At 73.8% G+C, this 17,699-nt stretch carries 11 protein-coding genes; 9 read left to right on the plus strand and 2 right to left on the minus strand.

The genetic code is table 11. From position 1 onward, the window contains the following. Window positions 1–127: 127 nt before the first annotated feature. Window positions 128–3,133, plus strand: a complete 3,006-nt coding sequence (locus CP981_RS13590) for a glycoside hydrolase family 84 protein (protein WP_085925594.1) — start codon at window positions 128–130, stop codon at window positions 3,131–3,133. A 72-nt stretch (window positions 3,134–3,205) separates the two neighbouring features. Here CP981_RS13590 and CP981_RS13595 read toward each other — a convergent pair whose 3' ends face one another. Continuing rightward, window positions 3,206–3,742 carry an HNH endonuclease gene (locus CP981_RS13595; RefSeq protein WP_018538909.1) on the minus strand — a complete coding sequence of 179 codons (537 nt, stop codon included), beginning with the start codon at window positions 3,740–3,742 and terminating at the stop codon, window positions 3,206–3,208. A 290-nt stretch (window positions 3,743–4,032) separates the two neighbouring features. Between CP981_RS13595 and CP981_RS13600 the strand changes: the two genes are divergently transcribed. The 4 genes from CP981_RS13600 (at window position 4,033) to CP981_RS13615 (ending at window position 9,385) form a co-directional block, all read left to right on the plus strand. Beyond that, complete coding sequence (locus CP981_RS13600) at window positions 4,033–5,121, plus strand: mechanosensitive ion channel family protein (protein WP_085925593.1); 1,089 nt, start codon at window positions 4,033–4,035, stop codon at window positions 5,119–5,121. Between the two features lie 271 nt (window positions 5,122–5,392). Next, complete coding sequence (locus CP981_RS13605; RefSeq protein WP_425282126.1) at window positions 5,393–6,586, plus strand: ROK family protein; 1,194 nt, start codon at window positions 5,393–5,395, stop codon at window positions 6,584–6,586. A 256-nt stretch (window positions 6,587–6,842) separates the two neighbouring features. Continuing rightward, a complete protein-coding gene (locus CP981_RS13610; RefSeq protein ID WP_085925658.1) occupies window positions 6,843–8,126 on the plus strand; it encodes a 6-phospho-beta-glucosidase in 1,284 nt (427 codons plus the stop codon). Beyond that, on the plus strand, window positions 8,117–9,385 hold the full coding sequence (locus tag CP981_RS13615; RefSeq protein ID WP_085925592.1) for an N-acetylglucosamine kinase: 1,269 nt from the start codon (window positions 8,117–8,119) through the stop codon (window positions 9,383–9,385). The genes CP981_RS13610 and CP981_RS13615 overlap by 10 nt, the downstream gene beginning before the upstream one ends. 824 nt (window positions 9,386–10,209) lie before the next feature. Here the strand turns inward: CP981_RS13615 and CP981_RS13625 are convergent. Beyond that, window positions 10,210–10,902: a FadR/GntR family transcriptional regulator gene (locus CP981_RS13625; RefSeq protein WP_085928556.1), complete on the minus strand. Its 693-nt coding sequence runs from the start codon at window positions 10,900–10,902 to the stop codon at window positions 10,210–10,212. 266 nt (window positions 10,903–11,168) lie between these two features. Between CP981_RS13625 and CP981_RS13630 the strand changes: the two genes are divergently transcribed. From CP981_RS13630 to CP981_RS13645, 4 genes are all read left to right on the plus strand, one after another. Continuing rightward, on the plus strand, window positions 11,169–12,542 hold the full coding sequence (locus CP981_RS13630; protein ID WP_085928555.1) for a hypothetical protein: 1,374 nt from the start codon (window positions 11,169–11,171) through the stop codon (window positions 12,540–12,542). 26 nt (window positions 12,543–12,568) lie between these two features. After that, a complete protein-coding gene (locus CP981_RS13635; RefSeq protein ID WP_085928561.1) occupies window positions 12,569–13,582 on the plus strand; it encodes a glutamate ABC transporter substrate-binding protein in 1,014 nt (337 codons plus the stop codon). Window positions 13,583–13,731: 149 nt separating this feature from the next. Further along, the gene (locus CP981_RS13640) at window positions 13,732–15,078 is read left to right on the plus strand and encodes a hypothetical protein (RefSeq protein WP_085928554.1); all 1,347 of its coding nucleotides are present in this window, start codon (window positions 13,732–13,734) and stop codon (window positions 15,076–15,078) included. Further along, complete coding sequence (locus CP981_RS13645; RefSeq protein ID WP_085928553.1) at window positions 15,075–17,699, plus strand: serine/threonine-protein kinase; 2,625 nt, start codon at window positions 15,075–15,077, stop codon at window positions 17,697–17,699. The genes CP981_RS13640 and CP981_RS13645 overlap by 4 nt, the downstream gene beginning before the upstream one ends.

Below are 17,699 nucleotides of genomic sequence, written 5' to 3' on the forward strand. Positions count from 1 at the left end.
GGGGCGCCGGCGCAGACCGGCGAGCGATGGACGGGGACGAGGAGAAGCCGTGCGAGGCCGGGGCGTATGGAGCGTCGGAAGAATCGGTAGGGGCGGCAAGGGGAGCGGGGCGGGCGCCCGCGCGCGGGTGGCGGGGACCACCGCACTGGCCGCCGCCGTCATCGGCGGACTGCTCGGCGGGGCGCCCGGCGCCCAGGCCGCGCCCGCGGACCCGGCCATCGGCACGCCCGAGCAGCCGGACCGCCCGGCCGGCGCGGGGCACACGCCCGCGGTCTGGCCGCGCCCCCAGTCGATGCAGGACCTCGGCGCCCCGGTGCCTCTGGGCAGCGAGGCGACGCTGGTGGCGGCGCCGGACACCGACCCCTACGCCCTGGACGCGCTGCGCGGGCTGCTGCGCGACGCCGGGGTGCACACCGTGCGGACGCTGGCACCCGGCGACCGGCTGCCCGCGGCCGGGCCGGTGATCCGGGCCGGCGGCGAGCAGGCCGCCGTCGCGCTGCGGGCGCTGCGGGCACCGGCCCGCGGCGACCTGCCCTCCGGCGGCTACCGGCTGGCCGTGGGCCAGGTCGCCGGCCGGGACACGGTCGCCCTGGACGGCGTCGGCCCGGACGGCCTCTTCCACGCCGCACAGACGCTGCGGCAGCTGGTCACCGTCGGTGCGGACGGGAAGCGGCAGCTGGCGTCGGTCGCCGTAAGGGACTGGCCCGGTACGGCCGTGCGCGGCACCACCGAGGGGTTCTTCGGGCAGCCGTGGAGCCGGCCGCAGCGGCTGGCCCAGCTGGACTTCATGGGGCGCACCAAGCAGAACCACTATCTGTACGCGCCCGGCGACGACCCGTACCGCCAGGCCCGGTGGCGGGAGCCCTACCCGGCCGCGGAGCGCGACGACTTCCGGGCGCTGGCCGAGCGGGCCCGTGCCAACCACGTCACGCTCGGCTGGGCCCTCGCGCCCGGCCAGGCGCTGTGCTACTCGTCCGAGGACGATCTGCGGGCGCTGCGGCGCAAGGTGGACGCGATGTGGGCGCTGGGCGTGCGCTCCTTCCAGCTCCAGTTCCAGGACGTCAGTTACAGCGAATGGCACTGCGGCGCCGACGAGGACACCTTCGGCTCCGGCCCGCGGGCCGCGGCCACCGCACAGGCCAAGATCGCCAACGCGCTCGCCGCGCACCTGGCCGAGCGGCACCCGGAGGCCGCGCCGCTGTCGCTGATGCCGACCGAGTACTACCAGGACGGCTCGACGACGTACCGCAGCGCGCTCTCCGACGCGCTCGGCGACCGGGTCGAGGTGGCCTGGACCGGTATCGGGGTGCTCCCGCGGACCATCACCGGCGGGGAGCTGTCCACCGCCCGCCAGGCGTTCGGCCACCCGCTGGTGACCATGGACAACTACCCGGTCAACGACTATGCCCAGGACCGGATCTTCCTCGGTCCCTACCGGGGCCGTGAGCCGGCCGTCGCCACCGGCTCCTCGGCGCTGCTCGCCAACGCCATGGAGCAGCCGCTCGCCTCCCGTATCCCGCTGTTCACCGCCGCCGACTACGCCTGGAACCCCCGCGACTACCGCCCCGCGGAGTCCTGGGAGGCGGCCGTCGACGATCTGGCGGGCGGCGACCCGCGGGCCCGTGCCGCACTGCGGGCGCTGGCCGGCAACGACTCGTCCTCGGTGCTGGACCGCACCGAGTCGCGGTATCTGCGGGTACTGATCAACCGCTTCTGGACGGCCCGCGAGGCGGCGACCAACCACGGCCGGCCCGGCCAGGACGCCGACCTCGCCAAGGCGGCCCGGAAGCTCCGGAACGCGTTCCGGACGATGAGCAGCGCACCCGACGACCTGAACCCGGACCTGGCCGCCGAGATCCGCCCCTGGGCCGAGCAGCTGGCCCGTTACGGCACCGCCGGCGCGCACGCCGTGGACACGCTGATGGCGCAGGCCCACGACGACGGCGGCACCGCCTGGTCCGCCCAGCGCACGGCGCAGCGGCTGCGCAAGGAGATCGCGCGCAGCCCGGCGACGGTCGGCAAGGGGGTCCTCGCCCCCTTCCTGGAACGGGCGATGACCGAGGCCGACGCCTGGACCGGCGCCCGCCACGAGACCCCGCGGCGCGACGAGGACACCGGCCCGAGGTCCCTGACCGTCCCCTTCGAGCGGGCCCGCCGGCTGGCCGCGGTCACCGCCCTGACCGAGCCGGGCGCCGCCGCGCGCGCCGTGTCCCTGGAGGCGCATGTCCCCGGCGAGGGCTGGCGCCGTCTGGGCCGGCTCTCCGCCACCGGCTGGACGGAGTCGCACACCCCGCGGCTGCGCGCCGACGCGGTACGGCTGACCTGGGCGAACGGCACGGAAGCCCCGTCCGTGAAGGCGCTCACCCCGTGGTTCGACGACACCGAGCCGGCCGGGCTCGAACTGTCCCGCAAGGAGGCCGACGCCCAGCCCGGCGACAGCACCACGGTGGACGCCCGGATCTACTCCCGCCGCCCCGCCGACGTCCACGAGAAGCTGACGGTCAAGGCACCCAAGGGCTTCACCGTGCACGCCCCCGACGAGGTCACCGCGCCACGCGGCGGCACCGCCACGGTCCGCATCACGGTCGACGTCCCCGAGGACGCCCCCTCCGGGACGTACGAGATCCCGGTGGCCTTCGGCGGCGCGCGGCAGACGCTGACGGTGCGGACCTATCCGCGCACCGGCGGCAAGGACCTGGCGCGCGGCACCGTCGCCACCTCCTCCGGGGACGAGACGCCCGACTTCCCGGCGTCGGCGGCCACCGACGGCGATCCGCGGACCCGCTGGTCGTCCACCGCCGAGGACGGTGCCTGGCTCCAGTTCGCGCTGGCGCACCCGACCCGCCTCGGCCGGCTCGTCCTGCACTGGCAGGACGCCTACGCCGCCGGCTACCGCGTCCAGGTCTCCCCGGACGGCCGCACCTGGCGCACGGCGGCCACGGTCCGGGATGGCAAGGGCGGCCGGGAGTCCCTGCGGATGGACGCCAAGGACGCCCGGTTCGTCCGCATCCAGGGCGACAAGCGGGCCACCCGCTTCGGCTACTCGCTGTGGTCGGTGGAGGCGTACGCGGTGCAGGAGCCGCACGGCAAGGACGAGCGCGGCCAGGACGAACGGGACAAGGACACGCACTGAGCGCGTCCGGGGGCCGTGGGGAGCCGCGCACTCGGCTCCGCCCCCACGGCCCCCGGACGGAAAAACCCGGACCTACGCCGATACGGCGTCGATCCGGGCCAGGGCGTCATCCGCGCCGTACGGCTGCAAATACGGCAGCCAGCGCGGGTCACGATGGCCCGTACCGATGATCCGCCACGCCAGTCCTGACGGCGGGGCGGGCTGATGCCGGAGCCGCCAGCCGATCTCGGCGACATGGCGGTCGGCCTTGACGTGATTACAGCGCCGGCAGGCGGCGACGACGTTCTCCCAGGTGTGCTGACCTCCGCGGCTGCGCGGGATGACGTGGTCGACGCTGGTTGCGACGCCACCGCAGTACATACAGCGCCCGCCGTCACGGGCGAACAGCGCCCGGCGGGTCAGTGGCACGGGGCCGCGAAAGGGCACCCGCACGAACCGCTTCAAGCGGACCACGCTCGGAGCGGGAACGACACGGGTTGCGCTGTGCATCAGGGCGCCGGACTCCTCAAGGCTGACAGCCTTCTCATTGAGGACGAGGATGAGCGCGCGGCGGAGCGGTACGACGCCGAGCGGCTCGTACGACGCGTTGAGGACCAGGACATGCGGCACGGGTGCCTCCTTGTACGCCGGCGGCGCGTGGCTCGCGCCGGGACGATCTCCCCACAGTGTCCCCCGCTGCCTGGTCGGAGCGCCACCATGACCGAGTAACGGCCCGGAGGTGTTTTCCACCACACCCCTCGCGCCGCTGTCCGGATCCCGCTCTTTCCGGCCCGCGCAAAACCTGCCCGTTCGAACAAGAGCGCGGACCGTTCTCATTGCCCCGTTAGTGTGGTTGGTCTGCCCGGTCCCTGGGGTCCCACCGAGGCCCGGGTCTGCTGTCCCACACGGAAGGTTCGACTGTGTTCTGGTCCGCTTCGCCGGCCGCTGCCGCGCACCTGAGCGCCGCCACACCCGGCTCCTCCGGCCCGACTTCGCTCGACGACGCCACGGAGAAGGCCACCAACGCCGCCGGCTGGGTGCAGGAGAACTGGGGGACGTGGCTCACGTCCGGCCTGCAAATCGTGCTGATCCTGGTGATCGCGGTGGTGCTGCGGCATGTGATTCGCCGCACCATCACCAAGTTCATCGAGCGGATGAACCGCACCGCGGCCGCCGCCCAGGGCACCGCGCTGGGCGGACTGCTCGTCAACGCCGAGAGACGCCGGCAGCGCTCCGAGGCCATCGGCTCGGTGCTGCGCAGCGTCGCCTCCTTTGTGATCATGGGCACGGCCGCCCTGACGGTGCTCTCCGTCCTGAAGATCAACCTGGCGCCGCTGCTGGCGAGCGCCGGTGTCGCCGGTGTCGCCATCGGTTTCGGCGCCCGCAACCTCGTCACCGACTTCCTCTCCGGCGTCTTCATGATCCTGGAGGACCAGTACGGCGTCGGCGACGAGATCGACGCCGGGGTCGCCACCGGCACCGTCATCGAGGTCGGCCTGCGCGTCACCAAGCTGCGCGGCCCCAACGGCGCCATCTGGTACATACGCAACGGCGAGGTCAAGCGGATCGGCAACCTCAGCCAGGGCTGGTCCACGGCCGCCGTCGACGTGGTGCTCGCCGCCGACCAGGACCTCCAGCGCGCCCGCGAGACCATCACCACCGCCGGTGAGGAGATGTCGAAGTCCGAGCCCTGGAACGAGCAGCTGTGGGAGCCGGTGCAGGTACTCGGCCTCAGCGAGGTGCACCTCGACACGGTCACCATCAGCGTCGCGGCCAAGACCATGCCCGGCAAGGCCCTCGGCGTGGAGCGCGAACTGCGCTGGCGCATCAAGCACGCCCTGGACGCGGCCGGCGTCCACCTCGCCCCGCGCCCGCTCCCCGAGGACGAGGAAGCGGAGGCCACCGACCCCTCCGCCGGCATGGCCGCCCCCTCGGCCCTCAACAACCCGCTGTCCCCCCAGTCCCTGGCGACGAACCCGATCGCGTCGCCGTCCAAGCTGGGGAAGTAGTTGGGGAAGTAGGGGTAGCCGAGGGGCGGCTGCCTGAGGGCTTCCGCGAGAGGGGAGGGGCGTACCGACGAGCGTGTCGGTACGCCCCTTCGTCATGGGTTGTCCGGGGGGACTTGGCCGCGGCTGCGCCCGGCCTTGAGTTGCTCCCCCGCTCGGCCCATTGACGCTGCGACGGGCCGCGGCCTACCTTCCTGTCGGATCGATGGGAAGGTTTCTTAACAGAGGCTGGCGGTCGCTCCTCCCGGCCGCCGCCGGTGAACGGGGTGAGGTCATGCCTGGTGGGCAGTCCGTCCCGGGAATTCCCGGGACGCCGCGGGTGCTGCGGGCCATGAACGACCGGGCCGCGCTCGATCTGCTGGTGTCGCGGGGCCCGTTGACCCGTACCCGGATCGGGGAGCTGACGGGGCTGTCGAAGCCCACCGCCTCCCAGCTGCTGGCCCGGCTGGCGGCCGCAGGGCTGGTGCGGACCACCGGCAACGAAACCGGGCGGCCGGGCCCCAGTGCGCAGCTGTACGAGATCAACCCGGCGGCGGCGCACATCGCCGCACTGGCCGTCGATCAGCTGGGCGTCACCGCCGCCGTCGCCGACATCACCGGGCAGGTGCTCGGCGAGGTACGGGTCGGCAGCGCTGCGATCGACGGGGACGCGCCGGACCACACCGCCCAGTTGGTCGCGCGGGCCGTCGACGGGGCGCTGGCCGAGGCCGGGCTGGAGCGCGAGCGGCTGCACGGGGCGGTCATCGGCACGCCCGGCGCACTGGACCCGCGGACCGGACGGCTGCGCTACGCACCCCATCTGCCGGACTGGCACGCGCGGGCGCTCAAGGAGGAGTTGGCCGAGGCGCTCGGCATGCCGGTCACACTCGAAAATGATGTGAATCTTGCAGCGGTCGCCGAACAGCACGACGGGGCCGCCCAGGGCTTCGACGACTTCGTGCTGGTATGGGCCGACAAGGGAGTGGGCGCCGCCCTCGTACTGGGCGGGCGACTGCTGCGCGGCGCCACCGGCGGCGCGGGCGAGATCGGCTATATGCCACTGCCCGGCGCACCGCTGTCCCGGGGCGGCGCACGCGACGCCGCCCGGCCGGACGCGGGCGGCGGCTTCCAGCGGCTCGTCGGCGCACCGGGCGTCATCGAACTGGGCCGGGAGTACGGGTCCTCCGACGTCCGGACGGTCGCCGAAGCACTGGCGCTCGACGTGGTGCGCGCCGAGGTGGCGCGGCGGCTGGCGACCGGGCTGGCCGCCGTCGTGGCGGTCGTCGACCCCCAACTCATCGTGCTCTCCGGCGAGGTGACCCGGGCCGGCGGCGAGGCCCTGCGCACCCTGATCGAGGAGGAATTCACCGGGCTCGCGCTGCCCCGCCCCGCCCTGCGCCTCAGCCACCTGGACGGCAATCCGATCCTCCTCGGCGCCCTGCGGACAGCCCTCACCGCGGCGCGCGACGCGGTGTTCCACACGGGCTGACGGCCGACCAACCATCAACTGCCGACTGCCGACTGTGTGAGGAGAACCCGCGACACCTCCCCAACTCCCGCCGACACCGTGAAGGAAGTCCGCCATGCCACCCATCCGCACACGTAACGGAGACGTATCCGACTTTCCGTGGTGCCCGGCCGGTGCCGCGCCGCACGTTCCGAAGGCCTTCGCCGAAGGCGCCACGCTCACCGGAGTGAAGGACTGATCCGTGCCGTCTCCCCAGGAACGCACCCCGCACCCGCGTATCAAGCTCGCCGTGGTCGGCGGCGGCTCCACCTACACCCCCGAACTCATCGACGGATTCGCACGGCTGCGTGATCAGCTGCCGCTGGAGGAACTCGTCCTCATCGACCCGGACAGGGAGCGGCTGGAGTTGGTGGGCGGACTGGCCCGGCGCATTTTCGCCAAGCAGGGGCACCCGGGACGGATCTCCTGGACCGGGGACCTGGACGCCGCTATCGACGGCGCCCACGCCGTCCTGCTGCAACTGCGCATCGGCGGCCAGGCCGCCCGCAACCAGGACGAGACCTGGCCGCTGGAGTGCGGCTGCGTCGGCCAGGAGACCACCGGCGCCGGCGGCCTCGCCAAGGCGCTGCGTACCGTTCCCGTCGTCCTCGACATCGCCGAACGGGTCCGCCGCCGCAACCCCGCGGCCTGGATCGTCGACTTCACCAACCCCGTCGGCATCGTCACCCGGGCCCTGCTCACCCACGGGCACCGGGCCGTCGGCCTGTGCAACGTCGCCATCGGCTTCCAGCGCACCTTCGCCACGTTGCTGGGCGTCGCCCCCGGCCAGGTCGCGCTGGAGCACATCGGCCTCAACCACCTCACCTGGGAACGGTCCGTACGCGTCGCGGGCAAGGACGTCCTCCCGGAACTGCTGGCCGCACACGGCGACACCCTCGCCGCCAAACTGCGGATGCCCCGCGCTCTCCTCGACCACCTCGGCGCCATCCCCTCCTACTATCTGCGCTACTACTACCAACACGACGAGGTCGTACGGGAGTTGCGCAGCAAACCGTCCCGCGCCGCGGAGGTCGCCGCCATCGAGCGGGAACTGCTCACCCTGTACGGCGACCCGGCGCTCGACGAGAAACCGGAGCTGCTGTCCCGGCGCGGCGGCGCCTACTACTCGGAAGCCGCGGTGGCACTGACCTCGTCGCTGCTGCGCGACACCGGCGACATCCAGATCGTCAACACCCGCAACGACGGCACCCTCCCCTTCCTCCCCGACGACGCGGTGATCGAGGCCCCCGCGACCGTGAACGCGACCGGCGCCGCGCCCCTCCCCGTACGCCCCCTGGAACCGCAGTACGCCGGACTGGTCGCCCATGTCACCGCCTACGAACAGCTCGCCCTGGAAGCAGCCCTGTTGAGCAGCACCGGCCGCAAAACCGGCCGCACCGAGGGCCGCCGGGCCGTCTACTCCGCCCTCCTCGCCCACCCCCTCATCGGCCGGCTCGCCCCCGCGGACCGACTCACCGACGAGCTGATCGCCCACAACCGGGAACACCTGCCATGGGCCTGACCGGCATGGCCCTCGCCATCGACGCGGGCAACAGCAAGACCGACGTGGCGCTGGTCGCCACGGACGGCAGCATCCTCGCAACGGCCCGGGGCGGCGGCTTCCGCCCGCCGGTGGTGGGCGTCGAGCGGGCGGTCGATGTGCTGGCGCCGCTGGTCGCGTCTGTCCTGGCCGAGGCGGGGGTGGGCGGAGCGGCGGGGCCTGGTGGGGCGGCTGGGGTGGTGGGGCCTGTCAGGGCGGCTGGGGTGGCGGGGCTCGTGGGAGCGGCTGGAGTGGCAGCGCCCCTGGGAGCGGCAGAAGGGGCGGGGCTCGTCGGCGCGACTGGAGTGGCGGATCCCGTCGGAGCGACCGGAGTGGCAGGGCCCGTCGGAGTGGCGGGAGCGGCCGGGCCCGTCGGAGTGGCTGGAGCGGCCGGGGCGGCGGAGCCTGCCGGAGCGGCCGGAGCGCCAGGGCCCGTCGAAGTGGCAGGAGTGGCAAGGCCCGTCGACCACCTCTCGGCCTTTCTCGCCAACGCCGACCTCCCCGTCGAGGAGGCCCGGCTGACCGCCGAGATCGCGCGCCGGGGGTGGGCGGGAACGGTGACCGTCCGCAATGACACCTTCGCCCTGCTGCGGGCCGGGCTGCCGGACGACGGGGAGCCGGTGGGCGTCGCCGTCGTATGCGGGGCCGGCATCAACTGCGTCGGCGTCGGACGCGACGGAGCCACCGCGCGCTTCCCCTCCATCGGGCGGATCTCCGGTGACTGGGGCGGCGGCGCGCACCTCGCCGACGAGGCGCTGTGGTGCGCGGCCCGAGCCGAGGACGGCCGCGGCGCACCGACCGAGCTGGCCCGCGCGCTGCCCGCCCACTTCGGCCTCCTCACCATGCGCGAACTGATCGAGGCACTCCATCTGCACGAGATCCCCGGCCACCGCCGCCACGAGCTCCCCCCGGTCCTCTTCGCCGCCGCCACCGCCGGCGACCGGGTCGCCCGCACCCTCGTGACCCGCCAGACCGAGGAGATCGCGCTGCTGACCCGCGTCGCCCTGGAACGCCTCGGCCTCCTCGACGAACCCACCCCCGTCATCCTCGGCGGCGGCATCCTCACCGCCCGCCACCCCCTCCTCCACGACCACCTCACCCAACTCCTCACAGACCACGCCCCCAAGGCCCTCCCCCACGTGGTGACCGCCCCACCCGTACTCGGCGCAGCCCTCGACACCCTGGACCGAGCAGGAGCGAAGGCGGGGGCTTATGGGCGGGCCAGGAGGGCTTGGGGGTAGGGGGTGCGGGGTTGGGGGTGAGGGCGGGGTGGGTGGAGGCGGGCGTTGGGGCTTGGGCGTTGGGGCTTGGGTGTTGGGACTTGGGTGTTGGGGCTTGGGCGTTGGGCTCGCTCCCCTTGGGGGCCCTCCCCCTCCCCCTCCCCAGCCCCCACCTCCGCCTCACCCCACCCGCACGCTGTCCCCTCGCCAGGTCTCCGCGCGCTCCCCGGGGGCAAGCACGAGGTCCCGGCCCGCCGATGCCTGCTCCGCCGCCGCAGCAGCCTCACCCCACGCAGGCGCATCCTGGGCCGCGATCAGAGGTGGATCACGGTGATCACGACCGTGACCGCGCCCCCGATCACGACTGCGCTCCGTAACCACAGTGACGTACTGATCCGTGTCGTTGACGATGAGCGTGGCAGAGCCATCCAGGCGATGGGCGAGGGGATAGCTGCCGTGGGGGTCGACGTATGTGGTGCCGCCGACGGTCAGAAAGCCTCTGGCCGAAGGAGAGTTGTCCGAGGTGGAGCCACTGCCTACCATGCCGGCGGATCGGCCGCCGAGGAGCCTTTTCACGCGTCGCATGCCGCTACCTCCGGATCGTGCCGAGCACGGGCGCACCCCGTGCCGACCGCTGGAACGAGAACCAACTTTCGTCACTCAGCGTAGCCAGGGATGGGTGAGCGGCACAGCGGCGCGTGGGAGTGAACCGGGGGGCGCGACGAGGTGGTGCGCACGCCGCCGCCGGGTGTGCGCAGCCAATGGCCAGGGTCAGTCGTCGAGCCGGCGGCCAGGGTCAGTCGTCGAGCCGGCGGCCGGGGTCATTCGTCCAGCGGACGGCGGGGTCAGTCCTCCAGCGGAAGGGCGAGGTCCCGTACGTGACCGGCAAGGAGGAGGACAGCCGCGTCCACGGCGGCCTGTGGGTCCTGGGCGCGGATGGCGTCGGCCAGGCGGGAGTGCGGGTCGGCGGGGGCCGCGGTGGCGGTGTCAAGGCAGGCGGCGCGGCGGAGTTCTTCGCGCAGGGCGGTGCTGAGGGAGCGGTAGATGTCGGCGAGGACGGGGTTGTCGCTCGCCTCGGCGACCAGGACGTGGAACTCGGCGTCGGCGGCGGTGAACGCCTCGCTGTCGTGCGCGGCGAGGGCTGCCTTGCGGCGGGCCAGTGCGGCTTCGATGCCGGCGAGTTGGGCGTCCGTACGGTGTGTGGCGGCCTGGCGGGCGGCGACCACGTCGAGGCCCTGGCGGACCTGGGTGACATGGCTGAGTTCGGCGCGTTCGAGGCGGCGGCGGAGGGCGACCGCACTGTCGTCGTCGGAGATCACGAACGTACCGTCGCCCTGCCGGGGCTCCAGGAGGCCGGCGTGCACCAGCGAGCGGACGGCTTCGCGGACCGAGGCGCGGCTGACGCCGAGGGTCTCGGAGAGGGCGCTTTCGGGCGGGATGCGGCTGCCCACCGGCCAGGTGCCGTTCACGATCTGGCCGCGGATCTCGTCGGTCGCGGTCTCCACGAGCGACACCCTGCCCTTGCGGACCGACTGCACGAGATCACTTCCCCTTCGGCGGGACACCCGGGGTCCGGTAACACCTGATGTCTGATGACTCTCCCGCCCACTGTAATGCGGGGCGCGGTGGTGCGGCGGGCCCGTTCGCGGATCGCGATCCGAACAAGATCGGGGCATTAGCGGTGTGGGTGTCGGTGGCTACGGACATACTGCTGCCCGTGCACCAGTCCTTTTCGTGAGCGCTCCCGGGCGCTGTGCGCGGGGCCGGTCCCGCCGTCAGCGCCCCAGGGGGAGGTTCAGGTTCCGTGTCGACCAGCAGCGTGTCACCGCCCGCCGCGGGGCGCCGGACGGCCTGGGCCGAGGGGCTGGACGAGCTGCGTGCCGCGGCGACGACCGAGCCGGGCCGGCTGCGGGTGATCGGTGCCGTACTGGCCCTGCTGGTGGTGCTGTTCGGCGTGGTCACGGCCTGGCAGGTCGCTGACCGGGCGGCGGCCGCGGAGGATGTCGTGGAGCACAGCCAGCCGCTGACCGCGGACGCGGCGAGTCTCTACCGTTCACTGGCGGATGCGGACACGACGGCCGCGGCGGGCTTCCTGGCCGGGGGCGAGGAGAGCCGGGCGACGCGTGGCCGGTATGCCGCCGATATCAGGACGGCGTCCGCGCTGCTGGTCAAGGCGTCGGCGAACAGCGCGGGTTCGGGCGGGGCAGGCGCGCAGATCGCGAAGCTCAACGGCGGGCTGCCGCGCTATACGGGACTGGTGGAGACGGCGCGGGCCAACAACAGGCAGGGACTGCCGCTGGGCGGCGCGTATCTGCGCTATGCGCATGAGCAGATGCGGACGGAACTCCTCCCGGCGGCACGTGCGTTGTACGACGCGGAGACGGACCGGCTGGCCGGGGACTACGCCACGGCCAAGGCGCGGCCGTGGTGGGCCCTGGCGGCCGGGGTGGTGGCGCTCGGTGCGCTGGGGTGGGCGCAGCGGCGGCATTACCGGCGGACCAACCGGGTGTTCAACCGGGGCCTGTTGGCGGCGACGGCCGCGTCCCTGGTGGTGTTGGGCTGGCTGGTGGCGGGGCATACGGTGGCGCGTGCGGAGCTGACGGGGTCGTATGAGCACGGTGCGCGGTCGTTGCGGGTGCTCAACGAGGCGCGGATCGCCGCGCTGCGGGCGCGGGGGGACGAGAATCTGACGCTGGTGGCGCGGGGCGCGGTGCTGACGGACGGCCGGCAGGATTTCTACGAGGCCGGTTTCCGCGCGGGGATGACGGAGCTGGCGGGTGCGGGGGACCACGGTGCGGCGGCGGCGCGGAGCAGACTGGGGGCGGCGCTTGAGCTGGCCGATGACGAGGCGGGGCGGCGTCCGGTGCGGGCGGCGCTGACGCAGGTCCGGCAGTGGCAGGCGCGTCACGCGCAGGCGCGGGCGGCGGACGAGGGCGGTGACTACGACGGGGCGCTGGCCAAGGTGATCGGCGCGGAGGGGTCCACCGGGGAGTCCTTCGACCGGGTGGCCGCCGGGCTGGAGCGGGCGCTGGTCCATGAGCAGGCGGAGTTCCGGTCGGCGGCGGACGGGGGGCGTGCGGCGCTGCGCGGGCTGCCGGTGGGGGCCGGGGTGCTGGCGGGGCTCGGGGCGCTGGGCGCGGTGCTGGGGATCGGGCGCAGACTGGCGGAGTACCGGTGAGGGAGCCGGGTGAGGGGGACATGGGGATGCGCGCGCGAGGGCTGCTGAATCTGCGTGCCGTCCTGGCGCCGGTCGCGGCGGGGATGTGTGTGATGGCGACGGCCGCGGCGGTGCTGGTGCCGGCGCTGGGCGGGGCCTCCGGGGAGGCCGGGCACGGCCGTGGCGGTGCGGCGGCCCCGGCGGTGACGCACCGGGCATACGGGCCGGGGGCCGCGCCGGCGGTCGCGAAGTGCACGGCGCGGAACGCCGCGGAGAGTCTGCGGCCGTCGTCGGAGGACGGTCCGGCGGTGTCGCGGATCCAGGAGAAGGGCCAGCTGGTCGTGGGGGTCGACCAGAACACCTACCGGTGGGGGTACCGCGATCCGGTGACCGGTGAGCTGGCGGGCTTCGACATCGATCTGGCCCGAGCGGTCGCCGAGGACATCCTGGGGCCGCACCCCAAGGTGGTCTTCAAGGCGGTGCCGACCAGTCAGCGGATTCCGGCGCTCCAGAAGCGCACGGTCGACCTGGTGGTGCGCACGATGACGATCAACTGTGCGCGCAAGGAACAGGTGGCCTTCTCCACGGCGTATTTCCAGGGGGGACAGCAGGTGCTGGCCCCGAAGGCGTCGAAGATCGCGGCGTTCGACGATTCGCTGCGGGGCAAGCGGGTGTGCACGGCGGCGGGTTCGACGGGCGAGAGCGAGCTGTCGGCGCAGCCGCACGGCGCGAAGGTGCTGACGGTGCCCAATCAACTGGACTGCCTGGTGCGGCTTCAGCTGGGTGAGGCGGATGCGGTGGTCACGGACAATGCGCTGGCCGCGGCGCAGGCGGCGCAGGATCCGGCGGTGGAGCTGAAGGGCCGGCCGTTCACGGACGAGCCGTACGGCGTGGCGGTGAACAAGGGCGACACGGATCTGGTGCGGCGGGTCAACAAGGTCCTGGACGACTACCGGGCCGACGGGGGCGCGGACAGCCCCTGGATGCGGGCGTACCGCAAGTGGCTTCAGGCCGATCTGCCGGGCATATCGGGGCCGCCGTCGCCGGAGTACAGCGACTGATCGCCCCAAGGAGCGGTGTGCGCGACCGATCGCCCCATGGAGCGGCCGGATGAGGTCACTATGGAGGTGGAGACGGGAGGAGCAGACCGCAAGCGGCTACGGGGTCGCCGCAACCGCCGTGCATCGTACGCGTATTGGAGAGGTGATCGATGGGGGTCCCTGGACCCTTCCCCGGCTCTCCGGGGAGGCCCGATGCCCCGGTGCCGGACCGGGAGGAGGTGGATCGCGCTCTGGAGCGGCTCGGTGCCGAGTACGAGGCGATCGAGACCTCGCTGCTCGCGTTGCAGGATCACGCGGGGCGCCGCCTGCTGGAGGGCGCCGAGCTGTCCGGTACCACCAAGGAACGCTGGGCCGCCGCGGAACGGTCGATCACGGTCCTGTGGTCGCTGTTCGACGCGTACACGGCCGCCCTGGAGTCGGCGCGTGAGCTGCGCGAGCGGCGCCGCTGGCCGTCCGCGGAGGATCTGGCGGAGCTGACGGAGCTGCTGCACGGCGAGGGGGTGACGGTGCCGGGTGCGGCCGCGGCGGACGGTGCTCCGGAGGATGGCCCGGCCCGGCCGGAGGACGGCCCGGCCCGGCCCGGCGAGCGGTTCAGCCTGGAGGGGCTCGTCGCGCGGATGAACGGGCTGTACGCGCGGTCGCTGGACGTCATCGTGGCCGCCGACGCGGTGTGGTCGGCGCTGCCGGCCCGTATAGACCTGCTGTCGGCCGAGTTGCAGCGGACGCGTTCGCTGGCGCATTCGGTGGGCGTGCGGCCCGGCGAGCATCCGGCGGGGGACGATCTGGAGCGGATCACGGAGGAGCTGTTGCGGCTGCGGGAGCGGGTGATCGCGGATCCGCTGGCGTTCTGGGTGTCGTCGTCGACGGGGAGTTCGGCGCCGGGCGGCGGGCGGCCGGACACCGGGCGCTATGACCGTGCGGCCCGTGCGCTGGAGGACATCCGGCGGGAGGTGGCGGCGGTGCTGGACGTGCGGCAGGACGCGGAGCGGCGGCTGATGCAGCTGCGGGACGTGCTGTCGCGGGCGGACCGCACACTGACCGAGGCGCGGCAGGCCCGGGGCGAGGTGCTGGCAAAGATCGCCGCGTCGGAAGTGCCGGCGGTCAGCGGCCCGTCGACGGCGCTGCACGAGCAGTTGGCGGCGGCCGCCGACTACCGCAGGCGGGCGCAGTGGCACCGGCTCTCCCCGCTGCTGGACAGCCTGGAGGAGCGGGCGGAGGACGAACTCCACCGGGCCCGCGAATCGTTGACGGCGGTGACCGCGCCGCTGGCGGTGCGGGCCGAGCTGCGGGGCCGGCTGGATGCGTACCGGGCGAAGGTCGCGCGCCACGGCATGGCGGCGGATCCGCTGCTGACGGAGCGGTACGACCTCGCGCGCCGGATGCTGTGGAGCGCGCCGTGCGATCTGCGGGCGGCCGAGCAGGCGGTGTGGCGTTATCAGCAGGCGGCCGCGGAGGCGTTGGTTCCGCAGCAGCTGGAGGGGCGGGGGGAGTCGTGACGGAGCGGGCCGGCGAGCGCTGCCAGCGGCGGGACTGTGCGGGCAGTTACGAGGACGTCGGCGGCGGGGAGCGCTACTGCGATCTGTGCGGTCTGGCGCCGGTGGTCTCGCCGGGCGGTCTGCTGTCGTCGTCGCCCACGGGCCTGACGGGCCGGGTGTCGGCGGGCGGCACGGCCGCGCGGGAGGCGGCCGGGGCGTTGCTGACGGTCCCCTCCCCCGCCCCCGCGCCGGACGGCGGCGCGCCGTCCGGACGGGGTTCCGGGGGCAGTGTGCCGTCGGCCCGCCCGTCGGCGTCCCGGCGGTCGGTGTCCGGACGGCTCTCGCGCACGGGCTCCCACGGGGGCCGGGCGCGCGGGGTCTCGGCGGTGTCGGGGCGCGGTTCGGGGCCCGGCCCGGGCAGCGGTGCGTCCTCCGGGCCGTCGCGCGGGCGGCTGGGCGCCGGTCTGGTGGCGGTGCCGGAGGTGCCGCGGCCCGATCCGCGGACGGCGGTGCTGGAGCATCCGGAGGTCCCGGAGCGCAAGCGGTTCTGCAGCCGTGCGGACTGCGGGGCGCCGGTGGGCCGCACACGCGGCGAGGAGCCGGGCCGTACGGAAGGGTTCTGCGCCAAGTGCGGCCATCCGTACAGCTTCGTGCCCAAGCTGCGGCCCGGTGACATGGTGCACGACCAGTACGAGGTCGTGGGCTGTCTGGCGCACGGCGGGCTCGGCTGGATCTATCTCGCGACGGACCATGCGGTCTCCGACCGGTGGGTGGTGCTCAAGGGGCTGCTGGACACCGGTGATGCGGAGGCGCTGGCGGTGGCGGTGTCCGAGCGGCGCTTCCTCGCCGAGCTCGAACACGCCAACATCGTGCGGATCTACAACTTCGTGGAGCATCTCGACCGGGCCACGGGCAGCCGCGACGGCTACATCGTCATGGAGTACGTCGGCGGCAAGTCGCTCAAGGACCTCGCCAACGAGCGGCGCACCCCCCAGGGCAGGCGCGACCCGCTGCCCGTCGAGCAGGCCTGCGCGTACGGCATCGAGGCGCTGGAGGCGCTCGGCCATCTGCACAGCCGGGGCTACCTCTACTGCGACTTCAAGGTCGACAACGCCATCCAGCAGCACGATCAGCTCAAGCTGATCGACATGGGCGCGGTGCGCAGGATGGACGACCACGTGAGCCCGATCTACGGCACGATCGGCTATCAGGCGCCGGAGATCGCCGCGCTGGGCCCGTCGGTCTCCTCCGACCTCTACACCGTCGCGCGCACCCTCGCCGTCCTCACCTTCGACTTCCAGGGCTATACGAACATCTTCGCGGACTCGCTGCCGGACCCGGACAACATCGAGGTGTTCCGCGCCTACGAGTCCTTCTACCGGCTGCTGGTGCGCGCCACGGACCCGGACCGGGCGCGCCGGTTCTCCTCCGCGGAGGAGATGGCGGAGCAGCTGACGGGGGTCCTGCGGGAGGTGGTGGCGCTCCAGTCGGGCGAGCCACGCCCCGCGCCGTCCACCCTGTTCGGGGCCGAACTCCGGGTGGTAGACACGGAGTTGATGCCCGCGGCGGACGGCGACAGCTCACTGCTGGGCGCGCGGGGCGTGGCGCCGGCGCGCGCGGTGGAGGCGCCCGCCGTCGGGCCGCTGCTGCGCCCCCTGGACGTGGCCGGCGCCGCCCTCGCGCTGCCGGTGCCGCGGGTCGACCCGGGCGACGCCAACGCCGGGCTGCTGGCCGGGCTGCCGGCCGCCGGGCCCGCCGAACTGCTGGCCGCGCTGCGCGCCGCGCCCGACGACTCCCTGGAACTCCGGCTGCGGGAGCTGCGCGCCCGTCTGGAGGCGGGGGACGGCGCGGCGGCACAAGAGGTGCTGGAGACGATCGCGGCCGGGCCCGCCGGGCCGTGGCCCGCGGCGGGGCGGGGCGGGGCCGAACCCGCCACGTGGGGCGCGGACTGGCGGGTGGTGTGGCACCGCGGCCTGGTGTCGCTGACGACCGACGACCGTGAGAACGCCGCACTGGCCTTCGACGCCGTCTACGACGCCTTTCCCGGGGAACCGGCGCCGAAGCTGGCGCTGGGCATCTGCGCCGAGCTGCTGGGCCAGTTGGACAACGCGCTGGAGTACTACCGCCTGGTGTGGGCGACCGACCGCAGCTATGTCAGCGCCGCGTTCGGGCTGGCCCGGGTGCGGCTGGCGACGGGCGACCGGGGCGGCGCGGTCGCGGCACTGGAGTCCGTGCCGGAGTCGTCCATCCACTACATCGCGGCGCGGATCGCGGCGGTCCGCGCCCGGCTGCGGCAGCGGCCGCCCCGCGATCCGCTGCTGGTGGATCTGCGGGCGGCCGCCGAACAGGTCGAGGCGCTCGGGGACTTCGGTCTGGACACCGAGCGCCGGGAACAACTCACCACCGAGGTACTGGGCAGCGCCCTGGACTGGGTAATCTCCGGTAGCCACGGTGCCGGGCCGGACGTCGCGGCGACCGCCGCCGAGCGGCCGGCGCTGCTCGGCAGCCCGCTGGAGGAGCGCGGTCTGCGCTTCGGCCTGGAGCAGTCGTACCGGCTGCTGGCACGGCTGGCACAGCGTGGTGAGAAAAGGATCGAACTGGTGGAACGGGCCAACCGCTTCCGCCCCAGGACGTGGGTGTGA

It is taken from the genome of Streptomyces platensis (assembly GCF_008704855.1).
Taxonomy (GTDB): domain Bacteria; phylum Actinomycetota; class Actinomycetes; order Streptomycetales; family Streptomycetaceae; genus Streptomyces; species Streptomyces platensis.

Bases quoted from the DNA above. Each gene is read 5' to 3' on its own strand.
- CP981_RS13640 (WP_085928554.1), top strand. From the start codon at position 13,732: ATGGGGGTCCCTGGACCCTTCCCCGGCTCTCCGGGGAGGCCCGATGCC.
- CP981_RS13605 (WP_425282126.1), top strand. From the start codon at position 5,393: ATGCCTGGTGGGCAGTCCGTCCCGGGAATTCCCGGGACGCCGCGGGTG.
- CP981_RS13635 (WP_085928561.1), top strand. From the start codon at position 12,569: ATGCGCGCGCGAGGGCTGCTGAATCTGCGTGCCGTCCTGGCGCCGGTC.
- CP981_RS13615 (WP_085925592.1), top strand. From the start codon at position 8,117: ATGGGCCTGACCGGCATGGCCCTCGCCATCGACGCGGGCAACAGCAAG.